The 21185-nt window shown below is 44.9% G+C and carries 20 protein-coding genes; 16 read left to right on the top strand and 4 right to left on the bottom strand.

What is annotated here, in order from left to right; all coding sequences use genetic code 11:
- Positions 1–4 precede the first annotated feature (4 nt).
- Together ACE04G_RS15880 and ACE04G_RS15885 are read left to right on the top strand one after the other, a co-directional pair.
- Entirely contained in the window at positions 5–1153 is a 1149-nt protein-coding gene (locus ACE04G_RS15880) for an NAD(P)/FAD-dependent oxidoreductase (RefSeq protein ID WP_339308361.1), read from the top strand.
- A 179-nt stretch (positions 1154–1332) separates the two neighbouring features.
- Complete coding sequence (locus ACE04G_RS15885) at positions 1333–2523, top strand: aminotransferase-like domain-containing protein (protein ID WP_449004536.1); 1191 nt, start codon at positions 1333–1335, stop codon at positions 2521–2523.
- Between the two features lie 68 nt (positions 2524–2591).
- Here ACE04G_RS15885 and ACE04G_RS15890 read toward each other — a convergent pair whose 3' ends face one another.
- Positions 2592–3017 carry a MaoC family dehydratase gene (locus ACE04G_RS15890; RefSeq protein WP_339184899.1) on the bottom strand — a complete coding sequence of 142 codons (426 nt, stop codon included), beginning with the start codon at positions 3015–3017 and terminating at the stop codon, positions 2592–2594.
- Between the two features lie 158 nt (positions 3018–3175).
- On the opposite strand from ACE04G_RS15890, the gene ACE04G_RS15895 reads away from it, so the two are divergent.
- The 8 genes from ACE04G_RS15895 (at position 3176) to ACE04G_RS15930 (ending at position 12495) form a co-directional block, all read left to right on the top strand.
- Positions 3176–4180, top strand: a complete 1005-nt coding sequence (locus tag ACE04G_RS15895; protein ID WP_449004537.1) for a LacI family DNA-binding transcriptional regulator — start codon at positions 3176–3178, stop codon at positions 4178–4180.
- Between the two features lie 117 nt (positions 4181–4297).
- Positions 4298–5182 carry an AraC family transcriptional regulator gene (locus ACE04G_RS15900; protein WP_449004538.1) on the top strand — a complete coding sequence of 295 codons (885 nt, stop codon included), beginning with the start codon at positions 4298–4300 and terminating at the stop codon, positions 5180–5182.
- An 85-nt stretch (positions 5183–5267) separates the two neighbouring features.
- Positions 5268–6533 (top strand): ABC transporter substrate-binding protein, encoded by a 1266-nt coding sequence (locus ACE04G_RS15905; RefSeq protein ID WP_221819432.1) that lies wholly within the window; start codon positions 5268–5270, stop codon positions 6531–6533.
- Between the two features lie 216 nt (positions 6534–6749).
- Positions 6750–7640, top strand: coding sequence for a carbohydrate ABC transporter permease (locus tag ACE04G_RS15910; RefSeq protein ID WP_036608160.1), 891 nt, complete (start codon positions 6750–6752; stop codon positions 7638–7640).
- Between the two features lie 14 nt (positions 7641–7654).
- On the top strand, positions 7655–8536 hold the full coding sequence (locus ACE04G_RS15915; RefSeq protein ID WP_083684212.1) for a carbohydrate ABC transporter permease: 882 nt from the start codon (positions 7655–7657) through the stop codon (positions 8534–8536).
- Positions 8537–8735: 199 nt separating this feature from the next.
- The gene (locus ACE04G_RS15920) at positions 8736–10145 is read left to right on the top strand and encodes a spore germination protein (RefSeq protein WP_339308368.1); all 1410 of its coding nucleotides are present in this window, start codon (positions 8736–8738) and stop codon (positions 10143–10145) included.
- A 39-nt stretch (positions 10146–10184) separates the two neighbouring features.
- Positions 10185–11300, top strand: coding sequence for a GerAB/ArcD/ProY family transporter (locus tag ACE04G_RS15925; protein ID WP_221819430.1), 1116 nt, complete (start codon positions 10185–10187; stop codon positions 11298–11300).
- 19 nt (positions 11301–11319) lie between these two features.
- Complete coding sequence (locus ACE04G_RS15930) at positions 11320–12495, top strand: Ger(x)C family spore germination protein (RefSeq protein WP_449004539.1); 1176 nt, start codon at positions 11320–11322, stop codon at positions 12493–12495.
- Between the two features lie 356 nt (positions 12496–12851).
- Here the strand turns inward: ACE04G_RS15930 and ACE04G_RS15935 are convergent, their stop codons facing one another.
- A complete protein-coding gene (locus ACE04G_RS15935; protein ID WP_449004540.1) occupies positions 12852–14126 on the bottom strand; it encodes a stalk domain-containing protein in 1275 nt (424 codons plus the stop codon).
- A 173-nt stretch (positions 14127–14299) separates the two neighbouring features.
- Between ACE04G_RS15935 and ACE04G_RS15940 the strand changes: the two genes are divergently transcribed.
- A complete protein-coding gene (locus ACE04G_RS15940) occupies positions 14300–14668 on the top strand; it encodes a hypothetical protein (protein ID WP_449004541.1) in 369 nt (122 codons plus the stop codon).
- 18 nt (positions 14669–14686) lie between these two features.
- Entirely contained in the window at positions 14687–15919 is a 1233-nt protein-coding gene (locus tag ACE04G_RS15945) for a sialidase family protein (protein ID WP_221819425.1), read from the top strand.
- 80 nt (positions 15920–15999) lie between these two features.
- Here ACE04G_RS15945 and ACE04G_RS15950 read toward each other — a convergent pair whose 3' ends face one another.
- Entirely contained in the window at positions 16000–16428 is a 429-nt protein-coding gene (locus ACE04G_RS15950) for a hypothetical protein (protein WP_397376242.1), read from the bottom strand.
- A gap of 42 nt (positions 16429–16470) precedes the next feature.
- Entirely contained in the window at positions 16471–17703 is a 1233-nt protein-coding gene (locus tag ACE04G_RS15955; RefSeq protein ID WP_449004542.1) for a GAF domain-containing sensor histidine kinase, read from the bottom strand.
- A gap of 163 nt (positions 17704–17866) precedes the next feature.
- Between ACE04G_RS15955 and ACE04G_RS15960 the strand changes: the two genes are divergently transcribed.
- From ACE04G_RS15960 to ACE04G_RS15975, 4 genes are all read left to right on the top strand, one after another.
- Positions 17867–18175, top strand: coding sequence for a hypothetical protein (locus tag ACE04G_RS15960; RefSeq protein WP_221819423.1), 309 nt, complete (start codon positions 17867–17869; stop codon positions 18173–18175).
- 187 nt (positions 18176–18362) lie between these two features.
- Positions 18363–18935 carry an esterase/lipase family protein gene (locus ACE04G_RS15965; RefSeq protein WP_223869139.1) on the top strand — a complete coding sequence of 191 codons (573 nt, stop codon included), beginning with the start codon at positions 18363–18365 and terminating at the stop codon, positions 18933–18935.
- Between the two features lie 192 nt (positions 18936–19127).
- A complete protein-coding gene (locus tag ACE04G_RS15970) occupies positions 19128–20126 on the top strand; it encodes an AraC family transcriptional regulator (RefSeq protein WP_449004543.1) in 999 nt (332 codons plus the stop codon).
- Positions 20127–20225: 99 nt separating this feature from the next.
- On the top strand, positions 20226–21020 hold the full coding sequence (locus ACE04G_RS15975; protein WP_449004544.1) for an SDR family NAD(P)-dependent oxidoreductase: 795 nt from the start codon (positions 20226–20228) through the stop codon (positions 21018–21020).
- Positions 21021–21185: the final 165 nt, after the last annotated feature.

Raw genomic sequence — 21185 nt, forward strand, 5'->3', positions numbered from 1 at the left:
TTACGTGTCGAAATCGATAGATGTGATTGTCATCGGAGCCGGAATTGCCGGCAGTACATGTGCAATGCAACTGGCAGGGAAAGGACATCGGACCCTTTTGCTGGATCGCCAGGAGTTCCCGCGGCACAAAACCTGCGGTGAGTTCATGTCACCCGAAACCAAAGAGATGTTAGAAGTTCTGGACATTCACCTTCTGGACCAGTCGAAGAAACCCAGCACCATGGATCATGCCAAAATCGTTATGCCACATGGCGGAGTGATCGAAGCACCGCTGCCGGGATTCGCATATGGCATAAGTCGATATGAGCTGGACCAGATTTTGCATCAGAAGGCTCTGGAGGCCGGAGCCCAGATTGTGACCAAAGCGACCATAACGAGCATCGAGCAGCTTGAGGATGCCAGTTATGAGGTTCAGGTGAAACAGGGAGATGAGCGGATCAGCTACAGAGCCAAAGCCGTTATCGGAGCACATGGGACCAAAAAGCCGCGGGGGATGGCTTCCTCACCTGATCTGCGGGACCAAACCATATATGTTGGCGTTAAGTCCCACTTCAGCGGGATAGAGATTCCCGCACGGGTAGAGTTATATTTTTGCGAGGGTGGTTACGTGGGCATTTCTCCGATTGAGGATGGCATTGTGAATGTCGCCGCATTGTTAACACTGGATACCGTTCAGGGAAGTGGCAAGTCTGTAAACGATATTTTACAGGCGGCATCGCTGACAAACGTGAGTTTGGCGGCCCGTTTAGCTGAAGGAAAGCCTGTAGATGGAACGCAAGTGTCGATTGCGCCGCTGCATCTGTCCAACGTTCCTGAGCCGTGGTCTCAATATCCGCATATCGGGGATGCCATGCTGATGATACCGCCCTTATGTGGAGACGGAATGTCCATTGCCCTTCGCTCCTCACTCCTGTGTGCAAGGTGGACTGACAAGTACCTGCAAGGCGATATTGAACATGCCGATTGGCAGAGTAATTACACGCTGGAAGCAAGCCGGGAATTCACCCAATTGCTCAGACGTGCAAGAAGAATTCAAAAGCTGGCTTTTGCCAAGACCAATAAGTTCTATCCTGGTCTGGCTCGGATGATCCCCGGTCTAGCCGCTTATGTTGTGAAGGCCACACGGTTATCTGAGATGAACGCAGTGCGCTAATAGGCTGAAATTTTGCTCAATACTTTTGCGAAAGAGGTTGCTAACGGCGGCCTCTTTTTTGGCGTACAAACATTAATTTTGTGGAGACAGTTTGGAAATTCGGGAAATGCTCGTATAATAGAATCTAATGTAATGATAGAGAGTTAATTCAGATGAAATGTCGGGAGGCACTATTTAAGATGAACTATTCATTTTCCAATCGTATCGCAGCACTGCAACCATCCATTATTCGTGAGATTCTGAAGGCTTCTTCGGGACAAAATGTGATTCCATTCTCCGCGGGAAATCCTGCTCCAGAAACCTTTCCTATCGAGGCGATTCGCACATTCACTCAATCCATTCTGGAGCATGACCCGGTCACAGCTCTGCAATATGGGATAACGGAAGGATATGTTCCCCTCAGGGAAGCATTGACTCAACATTTGAAGACAGGTTTTGATACCGGTAAACCATCCGATCAATTGTTCATCGTATCTGGAGCACAGCAGGGGATTGAACTGGCCTGTAAAGTGTTTTGTAATGAAGGGGACGCGATTATCTGCGAGAGTCCGAGCTTTATCGGTTCCCTGAACTCCTTCCGGGCATCCGGTGCAAAGCTTGCCGGTGTTCCGATGGAGATGGACGGTATGGATATCGAGAAGCTGGAACAGGCGCTGCAAACGGAGCCTAATGTGAAACTGATCTACGTGATCCCAAGTTTCCAGAATCCGACCGGTGTAACAACAAGTCTTGCAAAACGTAAGGCCATATACGAGCTGGCTAAGAAGTATGGCGTTATGATTTTGGAAGATAACCCGTACGGAGAGCTTCGATTCAATGGAGATGATGTGCCAACCATCAAATCTATGGATGATGAGGGTCTGGTTATCTATGTTGGATCATTCTCCAAAATTTTGTCGGCGGGACTGCGCGTTGGTTTTGTACAAGCGCCCCATGAAGTCGTGGAGAAGATGGTTGTTGCCAAACAGGGAGAAGACGTACATACGGCCATGCTTCCACAGATTCTGGCGTACAAGTTCATGACAGAGTATGACTACGCGGGGCATATTAACAGCATTCGTGAGGTATATCGGAGAAAAGCAACATTGATGATGGACAAGCTGCAAGAGCATATGGGTGAGTCCATTACCTATACCCAACCGGATGGTGGACTGTTCCTCTGGTGTGATCTGCCAGCACATGTGCCCATGCTTGATTATGCCAAGACAGCGGCAGCTCAAGGGGTTGCGGTTGTACCGGGAAATGCATTCCTGGTGAACGAGCAAGACCCTTGTAATGCCATCAGACTTAATTTCTCAACTCCGTCAGACGAACAGATTGTCAAGGGTGTAGAGATTTTGGGGCAGGTATTGAAAGGGTATAACGCTTAAAAATGCTTCAATGTGATATATCTACGAAAAGCCGCCAATCGGCGGCTTTTTTGGGCTTTTTCTCGTCCTTAATTATCGATTAATGCACTTAATTCTGCCTGAAATACCTTTTGATTCTTCTGATTGAAAGTACTCAGCAGCACCGTAACAATCCCATTTCCTTTGCGTCTGGGAGACAGTCCAATAACTTCTGCAATGACATGAAGTTCATCATCCGGAAAGACCGGTTTCAGGAATTGAATGTTATTCATTCCGGTGCCCGCCACGACATGCTCTCCATAGACCCCGACCTCAATCCATAATTTAAAGGAGATATTCATCGTTTGCATGCCAGAAGCAATTAAACTGCCGAAGCGGCCTTGCTTGGCCTTTTCCTCATCCAAATGCATGTACTGTGGATCATAGATTGTGGCAAACTCAATAATATCACGCTTGGATAATGCCAAGGATGTGGTTTCGTAGCGCTGACCTATTACATATTCACTAAATCTCATGAAGCACCTCGGTTTCTTTAATATGTTTTTTCGTAGTTGATGTTTTGCTAAGAGACATGACCGAACTGACGTGTTAAAATGCTAGTGAACTATCCATGTGTATTGCTGTGTTACGCCATAATGGACTAAACAGATGAAACTGTCTTTGAGGAGTATATATGATGACAACGATTAAAGATGTAGCCAAGATGGCTGGTGTAGCCAGTTCCACCGTATCTTGCGTACTCAACGATAAAGGGAATGTAAGTGAGCCAACAAGACTCCGAGTACTTGAAGCAGCGAGCCAACTCAATTACGTTAGGCATGGTCCTGCATCGGAATTAAAACGAAATAGTACACAAACCATTGGTATTATTGTCCATGACATGTCCAGCCCGTATTTCTCGGATTTGGTGAACGGAATAGAAACCGTCGTCATGAGTCATGGATACGATATGATCGTATGTAGTTCGTTGGGTGGAGAGAAGTCGACAGCCCATCGTTACATTCGTGAAAGAAGAATTGACGGAGCTATTGTTATCGCTCAGAATATTCAAGATCAATTGCTGATTGAAGCATCTGAAGCAGGGTTTCCAATTGTCGTCATGGATCGGGATCTGGATGCTCAACATATTGTAAAGGTTTTGATGAGTGATACGCAAGGCGGTTACTTGGCTACCCGTTATCTGATCGATAAAGGGCATCGGACAATAGCTTATATTAGTGGCCCGTCACAATCGGAATGTAATCTCCATCGTTATCGAGGTTATTTGAAAGCCTTGAAGGAGGCAGGCATTGAAGAGAACCCCGAATGGAAAATTGGCGGACAATACATGAAGCAAGATGGCTACAATGCAGCCAAGAAACTGCTCGAAGGAGAAGGAGAGTTGCCATCCGCTGTATTTTTTGCCAATGATGAAATGGCGATCGGCGGCTTGGAAGCCTTCAGGGAGCATGATATCTCAATACCTGAGCAGTTATCCGTAATTGGTTTTGACAATATACCTGCATCTCAGTACATGAATCCACCTCTAACCACATTTCGTCAGCCGAAGAGGGATGCAGGCCAGCTTGCAGGTCATGTTCTCTTCCAACTGCTGAACGGAGAGATCGTAGAGAGGTTATATACACTGGACATCCAATGCGTGGAACGTGATTCTGTTCGGCTCCTCAACCTGAGTTGAGGAGTTTTTTCCATTCTATAGAAATTTTAAATGCTTAAAAAGAAAGGAGAGTAGAAATTTATGCATAATATAAAGACGAGGAGTTATTTGCGTTGGAAATAAATGGAGGGTGATACGATGGGTGTACCCACTTTTTTGGAGACAGGCCATATGCAAGAAGGTTTTCCCATTCGGGTAATTCATACAGGAAATCAGTTCAATTATGCTGCACACTGGCATGATGAGGTTGAGCTGGTTCTCGTCAATGGTAAGAGCGCCAGAATTGGTGTGAACGACCACGTGTGTGAGTTGGAAAAAGGGGATGTGCTGCTGATCAAACCAGGGGATGTGCACTGCTTTTTGCCGGGGACAGAACACTTGACCATTATCTTGTTCCGACTCGAATTGTTAACCGGGAGTTTCACGACCGAAGCCGAAATTCAGGATCTCGGGCAACTGTTCAACAAAACAACAGTTATTCCCTCGAATACGGGAAGTCAGAACAATCTGACTCAATATATAGATGACATCATTACCGAGAAGAAAAATCAGAAGCCGGGATACCGATGGCTAATGGTATCCAGGTTGTATGATCTCATCATACTTTTATTGCGTACAAAAGTACCGGTTACCACCGATGAATCTTCATCTTCAGGATGGGCATGTACTTCCTCCAAAAAATTTGAATTCCTTGAATCGGTCTGTGAATACCTGGAGGAGCACTATGCTGAGTCCATTAAGCTGGAACAGGTGGCGGAACATATTAAATTTAGCAAGTTCCATGTCTGCAAGCTGTTCAAAGAGATCAAGGGAGTAACACTGATGGAATACTTGAATCATTTTCGAATTATCAAGTCCGAGTGGGCCTTATTGTTCCGTCAGGATACGATTCTGGAGATTGCGATTGGACATGGATTTAACAATGTTAACTCCTATAATCGTCTTTTCAAAAAATATAATGACTGTACACCCTCCGAATTTCGTAAGAAACATCGGACGAATATCACAAAATATGAAGGGTAATGCACAATATTTATGGAGAAAGCCCTCTCCAAAATCAATATACTCTAATAAATTGTAAGCGTTTCCTTTTTGAAGGAGGGGGCCTATGAAGAAGTGGTTTAAGCCAACTATTGTATTTGTATGTGCAGTGATGTTGTTAGCTGGTTGTCAGTTCAGTCCATCGAATCAAACCAAGCAACAGGAGATTACCGTGTGGAGTTTTACGGATGAAGCAGGGTACGCCATCGAGAAATTCGAACAGAAATATCCTGACATCAAAGTGAACTTTGTCAACATCCCCGGTAATTTCTATATCACCAAGCTGAAATCTGCGCTACAGACAACCTCGAAGGCTCCAGATGTATTTATGATTGAAAATGCGAATATTCGAGAGCTGATTGACGTTCCATATCTGGAGAATTTATCAGCTTCGCCGTATAACGCCAATGAACTTATCCAGGAACAATATGCTTTTGTTCAGGCCAATGAACAGGACAGTGATGGAAATGTCAGAGCGATAGGTTATCAGGGAACACCAGGGGGCATCTACTATCGTCGGGATTTGGCCAAGAAATATCTGGGCACCGATGATCCTGAGCAGGTGGGTTCACAGATCGATACATGGGAGAAGATCTTCGAGATTGGAGAGAAGGTACAGCAACTTAGCGGGAATAAAGTACATGCATTGGCGAATTGGAATGCTATATCGAATTCATATGATGGTATACCTTGGGTGAAGGACGGCAAACTTGTCATCGATCCAACGTACTTGGAAGTGCTCGATCTTGTACGTGAAGCACGTGAGCGGAATGTACTTGCCGAGTATGAAGATGGAAGTGCCGGTTACGCTGCATCCATGCAAAAAGGAGAGGTCATGTTCTATCCCGGGGCAACCTGGGGTTTGCAATATACGTTCAAGGCAAACGCTCCGGATACCGAAGGCATGTGGGGCTTAGCCCAGGGACCTTCAGCCTTTAGTTCAGGTGGAACCTATATCGCGATGTACAGTAAAAGTGAGAAAAAGGATTTGGCCTGGAAGTTTATTGAGTTTTATAATTTTGACCACGATTTTCTGTCCGAGTTAGCAAAAGAACAGGATTATTTCACCAGCAACATGGTTGTGAATGATGAACTTGCCCCGTCTCTCTCATCGTCCTATTTGGGAGGACAGAAGCATTTCGAGTTTTTCTCGGAGGCTGCAAAACGGGTACCTGTATACGAACGCACCAAATATGATGCCACGATTAACAATGATATCTACAAGATTGTACTCCAGTTATATCTCAATAAGGACATTCAGACCAAAGATGAAGTCGTAAAGCGAATCAAACGTGATGTTACCTTGAGATTTCCGGAACTGGAAGTGGATTAGCTTAGGACGTGTCTCAAAACTCGCTGAAGTGCATCTTTTACCGCCTTTTCGCCCCATGCTGTGTCACTTTCCCTTGACGTGCCCCGGCACGCCTGCGGAAAACTTCCTTGCTTGGAACGAAAATTCGGCAAAATCTGCTTCCTTCGGAGTTTTCAGACACGCCCTAGAAGTAAGCGAATGAATATACACATCCGATGATAACTGGGGGGATAGAACATGTTTGCCAAAACGATTCGCAAGGACCATTACGGCTACTACTTCATTGCTCCGTTTTTTATTATTTTCACCACTTTTGGGCTGTATCCCATTTTATATTCCCTCTACATCAGTTTCACCAACTTTGATGGGATCACGACACCTGATTTTGTAGGGATCGGTAACTACGTTGCCGTATTACAAGATCCGTTGTTCTACAAAACCTTGTTTAATACGTTATTCATCTGGGGAGTCTCCGTGGTTCCGCAGCTGACAATCTCACTTGTGTTGGCTTTTATCTTGAATGATAAGCTGCTCAAAGGACGGGACTTTTTCAGAGCCGTATACTTTTTTCCCAACATCGTTACGGCGGCATCACTTGGATTGCTTGTCAGCTTGATTTTTGACTGGCAGTCTGGCGGACTGAATCATTTTTTGGTGCAGACCGGCATAATACAAGATCCAATTAACTGGAAAAATGATCCCTGGTTTATGCGTCTGATTGTATCATCCATTTTGTTTTTTCAATACTTTGGCTATTCGATGGTCATCTACTTAGCTGGTCTTCAGGGCATTGACCCTTCTCTGCTGGAGGCTGCCCAGATGGATGGCGCGAAAAAGAAACATATTTTCATTCATATAATCGTGCCGATGCTCCGTCCAATTATTCTGTTTCAGATGATTACATCCATTATTGGGGGCATCCAGATTTTCGATCAGCCATTTACACTAACCAACGGCAATGGCGGTCCTGACCGGGCAGCCATGACGAGCATTATGTATCTCTATAATGTAGCATTTCAGAGCACACGATTTGGTTACGGTGCTGCCATCGCATTTTGCCTGTTTATTATCATCATATTGTTGTCCGTTGCATCCTTCATCATGACCAAGCGGAAGAGCCGTTCATAGGGAGGGGAGTTCTTATGCAAACTGCAAAATCAGTTGAACAACCAAATGCGGCGATTCAGCAATATGCCAATACAAGGGGGCTGACGGCAGGCAAAATCATCATCTATCTGTTGCTGACAGGTCTTGCCGTGCTATGCATTATTCCATTTTATCTGATGCTTATCTATTCCACACACAATAATGCAACGATTGCTTCAACGTTCACCTTTCTTCCCGGATCATTCTTGATTGATAACTATATGAACATGGTATCCAAAATCAACATATGGCGTGGGTTTGCCAACAGCATATTTATTGCCGGAACATCGACCGTATTGTCTCTGTATATTGGGGCCTTAACTGCGTATGGATTTGCCAAATTTAAATTCAAAGGACGAAACGGATTGTTCCTGTTTCTGTTAGCAACCATGATGGTACCGGGTCAACTGGCTTTGATTGGCGTATATCGACTATTCAGCATGATGGGACTTCTGGATAGTTATGCCGCAATTATTTTGCCTGCTGCGGCTAATGCGTTTAATGTATTTTTTATCAAGCAGTTCATGGAGAGCAGCATCCCGGATGAGATTATTGAATCTGCTCGGGTGGACAGTGCCGGTGAGTTCCGGACGTTCAATCAGATTGTACTGCCTATTCTGGGGCCGGCAATCGCCGCCCTTGGCATATTCACGTTTATCGGATCATGGAATAATTTCCTGACACCGCTTGTGCTGTTTTTCTCCCTGGATAAATATCCGCTTCCAGTATTGGTTGCGCTAGTGCAGGGGTACTACGGGATGGATTATGGGCTCTTGTATTTGGGGGTAGCGATCTCAATCCTGCCTATTATTATTGTATTCTCTATATTTTCCAAACAGATTATTGGGAGTGTTGCTTTGGGTGCTGTGAAAGGATAGTGATTAATAGAAAATAGGGAATTGCAAAGAGCAAGATCAACGGATTCGCAGAAATGATTAACGTTTTATATCATCAGAGTCGCTCATGAGGGCGGCTTTTTTGGCATTCTATATTTTGCGTATATATCCCATCTGATAAGTAAAGGATACCTTTAACTGAGAATATCTGGACGGAGTGTTTACGGAAAGGAGAGGCGTCATGGACACATCAGAGATAACACAACAGGACCTGCCATTAACCGGAAATCTTGCTATTGATCAAGAAATGTTACGCTCCGTTTTTGCGGGTTGCTCGGACGTTGTATTTCATACATTCCAAACCGCGTGTCTTACATCAGCATTATGCGTATATTGTGTTGGTGTATGCGATACGGAGCGGCTGGAACGCCAGGTACTAACGCCCCTTCAGGAAACAGGGATCGAAGCTGCGCAAGTTCCTCTAGCTTCAGTTAAGCATGTTGAAACGACTACTCAGGCAGTACAGGCCATATTAGAAGGAGAAGCTCTGTTACTGCTGGACGGTTCAATAGGCGGAACTACATATCCTCTATACCAAGCTGCAAATCGTTCAACGGAGGAACCGTTAGCTGAATCGACCGTGCGTGGTGCACGGGATGGGTTCACAGAGTCGTTGACCATGAATATGTCTTTACTGCGCAAACGCCTCAAGACACCTGCATTGAAGATTCATACACGTAACATGGGAGAACGTACAAACACCAGTATTTCACTTGTATACATGGAGGGGATTATTGACCCCAAACTTGTTAAGGAAGTGCAGACACGACTTGCCGATTTAAAGCTCCAAGACGTACTGGAGAGTCAATACATTGAAGAAGGGATTGTCGATGAGCGATATTCACCATTTCCACAGATGATTGCGACGGAGCGTCCGGATGTCGTTGCTTCCAACTTGCTGGAAGGTCGGTTTGCTATTCTCGTTGACGGAACGCCGTTTACCCTTATCGCGCCAGTAACCATTTTTTCCATGTTACAATCCCCTGAAGATTATTATCAAAATGTGTTCATGAGTGTTTTTGTACGCTGGCTGCGATACATTTTTTTTGTTTTATCCATGCTGCTTCCATCGGCTTATGTAGCGATTACTACGTTTCATCAGGAGATGATTCCTACCGTATTGCTTCTCAGTATTGCTCGGGCGAGAGAAGAGATCCCTTTTCCCGCACTGGTGGAAGCGCTCATTATGGAAATTGCCTTTGAAGCACTGCGTGAGGCTGGCGTCCGATTGCCAAAGCAGGTCGGATCAGCGGTCAGTATCGTGGGAGCCTTAATTATTGGGCAAGCGGCGACGAGTGCCGGAATTGTCTCAGCCCCCATGATTATCATTGTCGCGATTACTGGTATCGCTTCTTTCATGATCCCTCGCTATGCTGCCAGCATCGCGACCCGTCTGCTACGTTTTCCCATGATGTTTCTGGCAGGAACGCTGGGCCTCACGGGTGTCATGCTGGGAGTCATCTTGGTTGTCATTCATCTAAGCAGTCTTCGTTCATTTGGAACACCTTATCTCTCACCGGTAGCACCTACGATGGCTAAGGAACTTAAGGATGTATGGTGGCGTCCATCCCCAAGGAACAAACCACACTAGAACAATCTACATTCGAGCAAACAGGGAGCGGGATTACATATGTTGACGGACAAAGGGAAAATATCGGTGACTCAATTGGCATTTATGGTCTTTCCCGCCATTATCGCGACGGCTATCTTATCTGTGCCTGGAATTACAATGCACTATGCGGGACATGACATGTGGATGACTCCAATCATAGGTTCTATCGTTGGTTTGGCTGCTATTGGTATTTCCGTTGGACTTGATCGTCTGTACCCAGGAAAAACGCTCATTCAATCCAGTGTATTGATCGTCGGTCGGATTCCGGGCAAGTTATTCGGTCTGATCTATATCGCTTTCTTGCCCCACCTGACGGGCTTGATTATTCGGGAATACGGTGAATTCATTGTCAATAATGCACTTCCGCGTACACCTTTGTTTGTTGTGATGGGTACGATGGTTGTTGTATGTGCGATTAATGTTAGACTCGGAATTGAAGTTGTCGGACGAACCTCTCAGGTGTTTGTTACCCTGCTGATCGTGCTGCTGGCTTTGATCTTTATATTGTTGATTGGTGAATTGAATCCTGCCGAGCTGTTTCCTTTTATGGAGAAAGGTCCAATTCCCATTATTACCGGGGCTGCTGCACCTGCTGCATGGTTTAGTGAGTATATTGTGTTGGCTTTTCTGCTACCTTATGTGAATGAAAAAAAACGAATAACCCGGGTCATGCTGGGTTCCCTTGTATTTACAACAACTGCAATGACAGTTACCAATCTGTTTTGCCTGTTTTTAATTGGTGATTTGACGGATACATTTGTATTTCCAGTCATGATCGCAGCAAGATACATAACCATTGCAGACTTTCTGCAGCATATCGAATCCCTTATTATTGCCATCTGGATTTTCGGTATTTTCGTTAAAATTTCCGTTTTTCTATATATCTTTGCTACATCAACCGCGGAATGGTTTGGTTTGCGGGACTACAAACCTGTGGTTGGTCCACTTTCGTTTCTGTGCATGGTATTTGCTTACTGGGTTGTGTCCGGTGGATCTGGTGTTTCCAGTTTGGTTAGTGCTTCAGCCAATTTGTATACGATCAGCATTTTATTAATCCTTCCGGCTATGATCTATGGTGTTGCATGGCTGAAGAAAGGGTGGGCACATTTTCGGAAGAATCGAGCGAACACCTGATTGATGGGGGGAGGAGCACTTGCGAATATTTAGAGTATTACTAATGCCAATATTGTGTTGTGTGCTTTTAAGTGGATGTTGGGATCGTATCGAGATTAACGATTTGGCTATCGTGCTGGCTACTGGGATAGATTATGAAGATGGCAAAGTACAATTGACTTCACAGATTTTTATTCCGCGAAAGGCGAGTGCAGGAGATAGCAGTGGGAGTGGAGGCAGTCCAAGCGGGGTAACAATGATTCGAACAGCGGAAGGACGTACAATTGCCGAGGCATTGAATCGGTTACAACGTAAAGTTCCACGAAATATGTTCTGGGGCCACTGCGAAGTCATCATCATTAGTGAGCAAGCCGGCAAACGTGGTATCCGCGAGTATATCGATTTTTTCCTGCGTTACCCTCAGTTCAGAGAGCATGCATATGTCTTTTCCAGCGAAAAGGCTGCGAAAGATATCCTTGCGTTACTTGATCCACTGGAGCGAAGTTCTGCCGAATCGCTACGTGAGATGGCCAATCTGAAGTTAGGTACACGTGTTACTGCCCTTGAACTGGCTAAATCTATTGAAGGTCCGAGCAGTTCCGCCATTTTATCTCGCATGTTAATCTTACCCCCGGAGCCCGATCAGGATAAACTGACAACTACGCCATATGTGAAAGGTCTGAGTATGTATAAGAAGGATCGCTATGTCAAGACGGTCAAAGAACCACTAAGCGTAGGTGTATTACTACTTGCAAAAGAACTGAACAACATTATCATGCCTGTTGAGTTTGAGCCGTTAGAGGGTTCTTTCTCGATAAGAATCATTGAAAATAAAACTTCCATGAAGCCGCGAATTGTAAACCAACAGTGGAGTATGAAGGTCGACATCCAAACCAGGGGAGAAGTGGTGTTAAATACGACGGATGCCAATCTGACTGACCCCGCTGTATTAACTAAACTGGAAAAGGAATGGTCGGCTAAGCTCACATCTTTGGCTCATGATGCTTTAGACATGTCCCAGAAAGAGCTGCGCTCCGATTTCTTCAAATTCGCAGTTGAATTCCGCAGATATTATCCAAATCAATGGAAAGCGCAGGAGAAGAACTGGGAAACCATCTATCCTGAATTGGACGTGGAAGTCAAAGTAGATGCACACGTAGAACGTACCGGAAAATCAACAGGACCACAGGGGATACCTGATGAGGACGAAAGTTGAACAGAATCGGCTCCTGTTACAAGCCTGAGAATAGAGGTGATTGCATGAAGCTAGGCTCAATCCTTGGAATATTGATGCTGGCGACTGCGATAGTGTATGGAGAGTGGAAGAGCAGCAAAGAAAAGCGAGCCAGAATAGTGAGCGCGGGATTTACTGCTGTGGCGGCAGTAATTGGGATCATTCTTCTCTTTCAGCCACGTTTGCCTGGTCCTACCCAGTTTGTGAAGCTTATATTTGGAAGTGTGGATAAATTTATAAAGTAAGATGATGGGAAAAAGAAGGACCACTCTCTGCATACCAGAGGCGCGGTCCTTCTTTTAGTTAAGTGAGTAGTGAGTTGCATCCAGTCAGAATGTTTACTCTTTAATCACAGAAGCATTCACGGCATCTTCCATTTTCGTATTGTAGGAACGGAACAGACCCAGACGCCAGAACGCGGCTCCTTTGAGGTTATAACGTTTGGCGAGACCGAGCTTATCATCAACAGAGGACGGCGTTTCACTGCTTAGACTGATTCCGAGCAAAAGCTTGTTCTTTGGGACACCGGCCTGTATGGCTAATTGGATCGCCTGATCCACAAGACTATTTGGCTCAGGTACCTGAGATTTGGTGCCAACCGGATTATACTGATAGGCCATAATGATCAGATCATCTGCGATGGAGGCAAGTGTTTTGTAATCATACCCTTTATAAGCACTATTTAGCGGCGGTACCGCCAGAGATAAAGCTGTGTCCAGGGGCAAGGAGCTTCTTAATTGCTTCACGTAAGCATTGAGCAGCCTCTGTTGTTCTACCGCATCCAGTTTGAAGCCCAGTCCTTCAAAATCCAGAACAACTCCGCCAAAACCATGCTCTGCTACAGCAGCAGTTATACCTTCAATCGATTTCTGCTGCAGACTGCTGTCGCTCAGAACTTTGGTCAGTTCGCCGTTTCCATCCAATGCATACACCATGAGCTGTGGTTGGATCTGTTGATCTGCTGCGTCAGCAACGATAGACTGCGGTGTAACATCACCCGCAGCAGCAGGGAGACGGTACTCATCCCCTTGGAGCGTGAACTGACCTTCACGATCAATGCGGCTCCAGCCAAAGGCCACGGAATTCATGGAAGTAATAAGGTCCTTTTCTTGAAAAGATTGCAATGCATAGAAGGCTCTCAGGTGCATCTCGCGTTGTGGGGAGATAAGGGAGACCGTCTTGGTTGCCTGATTCCAGCTTGCACTTACACCGAATTGATTACTAAAAGAACTGAGTGGAATAAGCACGCGTCCTTCGCGCTGAACGGGTGCTGCAGCAAGTGTAACTTTTTTTCCATTTACGGTCGCTGTGGTGCTGCCAACTTGTAATAGTACCTCAGTAGTTTGTCCTTTCACAGTGTTCGTTGCTTTTACAGTCTGTGATCTGCTGTTCCAGGTAATATCGATACCTAGGGCTTCCCCGACCGTCCGAAACGGGACGTAAGTGACACCTTTATCAACTCGTGGAGCTGCATCAAACTTCAGGGGAACATCATCCAAGTGTACTGAAATGGCTGGGGCAGCATAGGCTCCACCGATATTGGGTGTACTTCCAAGGATAGAGAGAGCAATTACAGTAACCGCGGCGATTTTTCCTACACGTTTAATAAGCATGATTTGTGTCCTCCAACTCCGAACATGATAGTAGAATTTTGTTATGAACAGTAATCTAGTAATCTAGCATAACAAAATTTGCAAGTAGATCCAATATTCAATTGAGATCCTAGTCATAACGGTAGCAGAAAAACGAATATACTTTACTATATATTGCGGAAGGAGTGTGCTTTTTGCCAAACTCTACGGGTTTTATTTACAATCCAACATCGGGTGAAACCCAATCCACTCAACTCATTGTAACGTGCATTAATGATTCCCTTAATGCTCCAGTCAGTATTGAGTTGGAAATTTTCAGATGGGACACCACTCAAACTGCGCGCATACCTATAGGTCATGATCTGTTTGAATTACTACCTCAAGCGACCCGAAGCTTAATCTATCCATTGATCAATGCTGCTTTTTACGAGGTGCAAAGCGATTATTTTAGTGCTACAAGTACGATCATTCATGTATACGGTGTTAATTCTACAGGTCAGATCATCCAACGTGTACTTCAATCGGAGATGATATTAATTGACCGGTTCACAAATATCCCTTAAAGGAATCGAGGTGAGCAGATGGTAGTTGTGAATATTACCGGGGCTTTGGCAGGCAGTCAATTCGAACCCTCAATTGCAGTTAATACGCTGAACCCGAATATTATGTGCGTGGTAGCTGTGGATACCAGTACCGGGCCAACATTGACTGGTTTCTATCGTTCCATTAATGGAGGCAGTACCTGGACCACCACTGTGCTTCCTCAACCGGCAGGGTATGCAGGAGCAGAGGCGCCTACGATAGACTATACGTTTCCGAATACCTTTATCGTTACCGTACATTTGTTTAACGGGATCAATGATGGGACGATTGCGAGTTATACTTCTTTTGATGATGGACTTACGTGGCAGCCACCGGTTATCGTCCAAGCGGGGTTCGGTACTATTGTTCATAATGATGAGCCTTTAATAGCTGTTGATCGTTCTCCAGGTAGCCCTTATCGAGGCCATGCATATGTCGGATATACTCCGCTTGCTACCGCATCTTCCGCTATATTTACGCAAAGATCGCTCACTCAGGGGATAACCTGGGAGCCACCTGACCGACAGTCGAATCCGCGAGGAATTCATGACCGGGCAGCGTTGGCTGTTGGATTCTCGGGTCAAGTCTATGCAGGATATATCATTACGGGTCCTGCCAGTCCGTCCGCTTTATTACGTATTTCGTACGATGGGGGCATTACCTATCAACCTCTTCTGGAAAGACAGGCAACGTTTATTTCATCCGTAGTACCGGCACCTTCGCCTTTACCTGTGCCAAATTATGCTTTTCGAGTGCAGACCAACCTAAGTCTGGGAGCAGATATTTCCGTTGGACCTAACAGTGGAACTGTGTATGCCGTTTGGAATGATGCACGTGCCGGGTATACCGATGTTTTACTCTGTGAATCTCCGGATGGCCTTTTATGGTCAGACCCCATCAGTATCACAGGCGCGCCACCGGGTACACAGAATTTTTTCCCGTCGATAACCGTATCACCTTTTGCAGGGACGATCAGGGTTATTTATTACTCCAATCGAATTGACGGATTCCTGCTGGACGTTTTTGTTGCGGAATCATTTGATGGCGGGACCAGCTTCTCCAATCGACGTATCACAACTACATCTTTTAATCCAAACGGCAACTCTCCGATGCCCACAGTACTCATTGGAGATTATATTACTGCGGCTACAGTTAGTCCGGATAATCTCGCAGCAGTGTGGATGGCCACAACGCCGCCCACGGGTAAGCTGGATGTTTATTTTGGTAACTGATTCAATGTAAACTGGAACACCCCCACACCTTAATCTTTATGAACAAACAGATTAAGAGTATGGGGGTGGAGGTGTTCATTTTAATCCGAAACGACAAATCCGTCGAAACTCTCGGGGCCTACCCGAACCGTTCCGAGCAAGTTGGTACTGATAAATGCGCTGTAGGTTAATTGTGGCACGATCGGTGTGTTAAAGTCATTGGCAGAGAAAACGATCACTTCAGGGTTAAGCAGACCGTTCAGACCGTACGTGTAGTTTCCGGAGTAAACAATCGGATCGGTTGCAACTGTACCTCTTACAATAATAATCCTCACTTGAAATAGGGCAAGTGGTAATTGTACCGTTATGGTTCCTTTTAGGGAGACTCTTAGGTTGGGTCCCGCTCCGGCAGTCTGCAGACCAATCTGGCCGAATAACTGAGGCGTGTTAATCACTGGAATCGGTATGGAAATAGAATTAAACAACGCAGCATTTTGCGATGATCTTGCATCCAGAAATTGTGTCAACATATATACCTCCTATCCGTTCAGATAGAATAATATATTCATCATTCAGATTTTCGCATGGACGGAGGGTGCAGCGCTGGAGATATTAAAGACAAACCGACTGCCCGTAGGACTGGACTCTTTAAGCCATACAACGCCACCCATTAATTCAGCGAGTTGTTTACAGATGGACAAGCCCAGCCCCGCTCCGCCATACTTTCCTGAATTACCATGAATCTGGGAATAGGATTTGAACAACAGATCCTGACGATCCTGCGGGATACCGATGCCCGTATCTCTTATCTCGTAGGATGCATGGAGAGTACCTTTTGTATCAGCAGATACCTCAGTAGAGATGCATACTTCCCCTTTTTCAGTGAATTTAAGCGCATTCCCAACGAGATTGATTAGAATCTGACGAACTTTGTGCTGATCACCCATAAGCATCAGATGATCAGTAATATTGTATTCTGCGTACAACCTAATTCCTTTTTTCTGTGCTTCAGAAGAGAATAATTGTAATACATGTTCAACTGTTTCAGTGACACTATAAGATTTGATCTCCAGAGAGATCGCACCAGCTTCTGCTTTGGAGTAGTCTAGAATTTGATCCATCATCGACAGAAGGCTGGTACCACTTGACTCAATGACATTAACATATAACGATTGATCCTCACTCAGCCTGGTCGATTGCAACAGATTGGCCATTGCAAGAACACCATTCATTGGCGTCCGGATTTCGTGGCTGAGAACGGCCAGCAAATTTTTCTTTTCTTCAAGCACTTTTGCAGCGGTCTCTTCCGCCTGTTTTAACTGTTGCAGAGTTGTTTCCATCTCAAGAAGACTCGTGAAAAATGAAGACAAGGCCAGAAGCAGATCCACGTCCTTTTGTTGATAGGAATAGAAATCCTGATCAAATGAGCAGAGGGAGCCGTAAATTTCTCCGTTCTCATTATGTATGGGCACACCGACAAATGAGCATCCACCTACGAATTCGGTTGCGTCCATATGTCTGGTTAGTGGATGGGTTAGATTATTATTGATTACTAACGGGCCTTGGGAATGTTCAGTCACAAGTGCACAGTATGACTCGGCGTTATCAACGACCAGCCCCTCACCCAGAATTAGTTTGTCACGATTATATACGTTCAGAACTTTGGTAGATAGATGATCCAACTGGGCAATACAAAACGTATTTGCAGGAATTAACCTGCTTGCCGTGTCCATGACGTTAGCAGCCGAATCATATAATTTATGTGAGACAATGGATAGTACATCAATGAATTCTGTTTTCAACATATTGATTTGACTCCTCCTGATTGTAGAAATTCGTTGTGCACTGTATTCAGTATATATGAATTGTAAGAAGAGAGCATGGTTGGTTTTGACAGTGGAAGACGGAAATGAGAAAATATATTGCTGTGGAACATGTATATATTAATAAAGTTTTGGAGGCAAATCAATGAATCAGCGTTTTCGAATTACCCGATCCATGCAAGAAAGCAATGCGGAACAATCCATCTCGCTGGAAGAGTGCAAACTCTACTTCGAATCCCAACCCGATTTTACCTATTCACCGGTTCTTAACATTGTAGGAGCTGAGAGCACCATGACCATCGAGGGGGACTTTTTTATGTGGGACCTTGAGGGTGCACAGATTGCTTTTCGTTTGTACATGGGGGATCTGTATGTAGCTATTTCTAACGAAGCTATTGTTCCCAAAATGATTGAGATTGCAACGGATCTACGTGCAGATATCGTTGAAGGATAAGAAGTACAGAACTAGAGTTTGATAAAAGCATAATCATGTTGGTTGTAGTCTGCTTTAGACACTCCTGTAAAAATGAGACTAAAGGTTCATTTATATTCCATATGTTAGATTGTAATATATGGAATATAAAACATTTTACAGGAGAGTGAATGAAGTGAAAAAGACCAAATTAATACTTGTTGTATTCATGAGTATGATCCTTGCCTTATCAATAACTGGAATAGGATCGAGTTCAAAGGCTTCTGCAGCTACGGCACGTACACCCATTGTATTGGTACATGGATTGACTGGTTCAGATAGCAATTTTACAGCAATTGAGAGTTATTTGCGTAGCCAAGGGTGGACAAGAGACGAATTATTCGCAATTGACCTTCCTAGCAAACAAGGAAACCAGCTGTTGAACTCCGCAGCAATTAGTCGATTCGTAGATGATGTTCTGCGCGAAACGGGTCATACAAAAGTCAATATTATAGCTCATAGCATGGGTGGAGCTAATAGTCTCTATTACATACTTAACCGTGGAGGCGCTTCCAAAGTGGATAAGTTGATTACCCTTGGCGGGGCTAATCGATTGACCACAACGACAGCTCCGAGTGGAATAAAGGTGACTTCGATCTATTCCACCAGTGACACGATTGTGTCCCCGGTACTTTCCCGGTTGAACGGGGCGAACAACGTTTCGGTTTCCCTCGTATCCCATATCGGTCTGCTGTTTAACTCGCGGGTGAATGCCCTGATCAAAACTGCGTTGAATGAGTAGCTGAACATACAAAATGTGCATTCTTTCATAATATTCTGAATGATTGACTTGAACACGACTGACCATTCATGGGCAGTCGTGTTTGCGTATTACCCGGAAATGGCTCGCTGAGGTAAGTTTCAAAAATAGGTACATCCATTCTATAATTAGAAATCAGAATAAAAATGGAACAAGTTAAAGGAGTCTGTATATATGCAACCTCAACCGAATGATCGAATTAAAGTTCATCCAGGCTTTTGGGCTGGATTACATCAATTAGGGATTGGTGCTGATGACATCGCTCGGACAGCACAACTATCTCTTGAGACAATAAATCAACCTGTAGTGACCCAATCTCAATACTTCGCAATCTGGCAGGCCTACTCTGATCTAAATAGGAACACCGCCGAGGGCATCATCAAACTTGCAACCGGATATGAAATATCGAAGTATCCTCCGCCTGTACTGGCGATGTATCATGCTCGTGATTATCGTGATGCGTTGAATCGCATGGTGCGTTACAAGCAAATGTGTCCTCCCGAGAGTTTGCAGATTACCGAAGCAGGTGAGGAATGGTTCATTGAACTAGGATGGTTACATAAGGAGCAACCAGGTCCGCCATTACTGGTGGGTATTACGCTGGCATTTCTGATCGAACTTGGACGGAGGGGTACAGGGCAACCTTTGACTGCAAAACGGGTTGAGTTCTCCCAACCGATGGGTGACGTAGCCACCCTTGAGGATTACTTCGGCTGCCGAGTCGATACGAATTCCAACTATAATCGGCTGACGCTGGAACGGAAAGATCTGAGTCTTCCATTTCTATCGTATAACGAGGAGTTACTGGAGATTCTGACCCCGGCACTGGATCGGTCGCTCGACGAACAAGAGAGCAATCGTTCCGTTACTGAAGTGGTCAAATGGATTATGAAACGCAGCCTCACAGGAAAGCGCCCTGACATCCAGACGGTCGCCAAAGAGCTTCGCATGAGTGAGCGCAGCTTGCAGCGGCGACTGACGGAGGAGAACACAAACTTCAAGCAATTATTAACCGAGGCCAGACGTGAGCAGGCCCGAGCGTATCTTGCAGATCCTTCACTTGATATCAAAGAAGTGGCATTTCTGGTTGGATATGAAGACCAGAATTCGTTCTATCGTGCTTTCAAGACCTGGGAAGGGGATACACCTTCAAATTGGCGTGTAAGGCAATAATTCTGGCGCAAAGTGCTAGTTACTAGACTCTTCAGACTGCTTAATATTATATCTATCCGGTGCTGCCGGATAGTTGTAATCAAGAAGGAGAAATGCAGGATGGATATGGGACTAAAAGAGAAAACAGCCTTAGTTACAGGATCAACAAAAGGGATCGGTAAAGCGATTGCTATAGAACTCGCCCGAGAAGGGGTAAATGTTCTGATTAATGGACGTAATGATGAAGAGGTGGAACGAACAGTTCGCGAAATCAAGTCCACTTTTCCAGAGATCTCTCCGCAAAAGGCTACCGCTGATCTTGTGGATCTGGCGCAACGCCAAGCTTTATTCGAGAAATTTCCTGAAGTTGATATATTAATCAATAACATGGGGATATATGAAATCATGAGTTATGAAGACATAAATGATGAAGTGTGGGAGAAATATTTCCGTACTAATGTACTTGCTGCCAATGGCTTGTCTCAATTTTATTTACCTAAAATGGTGAAGAACAATGACGGGCGTATTATTTTCATCGCAAGTGAAGAAGCTCTTATGCCTTCAGGCCAGATGCCCCAGTATTGCATGACCAAGTCAATGCTGTTGTCATTATCCAAAAGTTTGTCCAAACTGACAGCAGGGACCGAGGTTACCATTAATACGATCCTGCCAGGACCAACACTGTCTGAAAACGTACAAGAAATTATTGAGGGCATATATCCTGATGAGACGTTGACTTTCGAGGAAAAAGAGAAAGATTTTATGAAGAGTAATCTGCCACAGTCCGAATTACAGCGATTCATCAAGCCAAGTGAAATAGGCAGACTCGCTGCATTTGTGTGCAGCCCATATGCTTCAGCCTTCAGAGGCTCTCCCATCCGGATGGACGGGGGCATGGTTCCCACCATATTTTAAAATTGTTCAGGATACAGGATAGTATCCATAAGATGTCGCCAGCATTGGCGGCTTTTTTATTTGTAAATGATCTATGCGAGGGCGTCAATCGAGTTTATAATACAGGTATGATTTCTCGAAAACGATTTCTGTTTTATTGGAAGCGATTACTTGTATCGATTATAT

The organism is Paenibacillus sp. AGC31 (genome assembly GCF_057334655.1).

Coding starts and splice junctions, on each gene's coding strand:
- ACE04G_RS15885 (WP_449004536.1), top strand. CDS start 1,333: ATGAACTATTCATTTTCCAATCGTATCGCAGCACTGCAACCATCCATT.
- ACE04G_RS15890 (WP_339184899.1), bottom strand. CDS start 3,017: ATGAGATTTAGTGAATATGTAATAGGTCAGCGCTACGAAACCACATCC.
- ACE04G_RS15895 (WP_449004537.1), top strand. CDS start 3,176: ATGATGACAACGATTAAAGATGTAGCCAAGATGGCTGGTGTAGCCAGT.
- ACE04G_RS15900 (WP_449004538.1), top strand. CDS start 4,298: ATGGGTGTACCCACTTTTTTGGAGACAGGCCATATGCAAGAAGGTTTT.
- ACE04G_RS15905 (WP_221819432.1), top strand. CDS start 5,268: ATGAAGAAGTGGTTTAAGCCAACTATTGTATTTGTATGTGCAGTGATG.
- ACE04G_RS15910 (WP_036608160.1), top strand. CDS start 6,750: ATGTTTGCCAAAACGATTCGCAAGGACCATTACGGCTACTACTTCATT.
- ACE04G_RS15915 (WP_083684212.1), top strand. CDS start 7,655: ATGCAAACTGCAAAATCAGTTGAACAACCAAATGCGGCGATTCAGCAA.
- ACE04G_RS15920 (WP_339308368.1), top strand. CDS start 8,736: ATGGACACATCAGAGATAACACAACAGGACCTGCCATTAACCGGAAAT.
- ACE04G_RS15925 (WP_221819430.1), top strand. CDS start 10,185: ATGTTGACGGACAAAGGGAAAATATCGGTGACTCAATTGGCATTTATG.
- ACE04G_RS15935 (WP_449004540.1), bottom strand. CDS start 14,126: ATGCTTATTAAACGTGTAGGAAAAATCGCCGCGGTTACTGTAATTGCT.
- ACE04G_RS15945 (WP_221819425.1), top strand. CDS start 14,687: ATGGTAGTTGTGAATATTACCGGGGCTTTGGCAGGCAGTCAATTCGAA.
- ACE04G_RS15950 (WP_397376242.1), bottom strand. CDS start 16,428: ATGTTGACACAATTTCTGGATGCAAGATCATCGCAAAATGCTGCGTTG.
- ACE04G_RS15955 (WP_449004542.1), bottom strand. CDS start 17,703: ATGTTGAAAACAGAATTCATTGATGTACTATCCATTGTCTCACATAAA.
- ACE04G_RS15960 (WP_221819423.1), top strand. CDS start 17,867: ATGAATCAGCGTTTTCGAATTACCCGATCCATGCAAGAAAGCAATGCG.
- ACE04G_RS15965 (WP_223869139.1), top strand. CDS start 18,363: ATGAGTATGATCCTTGCCTTATCAATAACTGGAATAGGATCGAGTTCA.
- ACE04G_RS15970 (WP_449004543.1), top strand. CDS start 19,128: ATGCAACCTCAACCGAATGATCGAATTAAAGTTCATCCAGGCTTTTGG.
- ACE04G_RS15975 (WP_449004544.1), top strand. CDS start 20,226: ATGGATATGGGACTAAAAGAGAAAACAGCCTTAGTTACAGGATCAACA.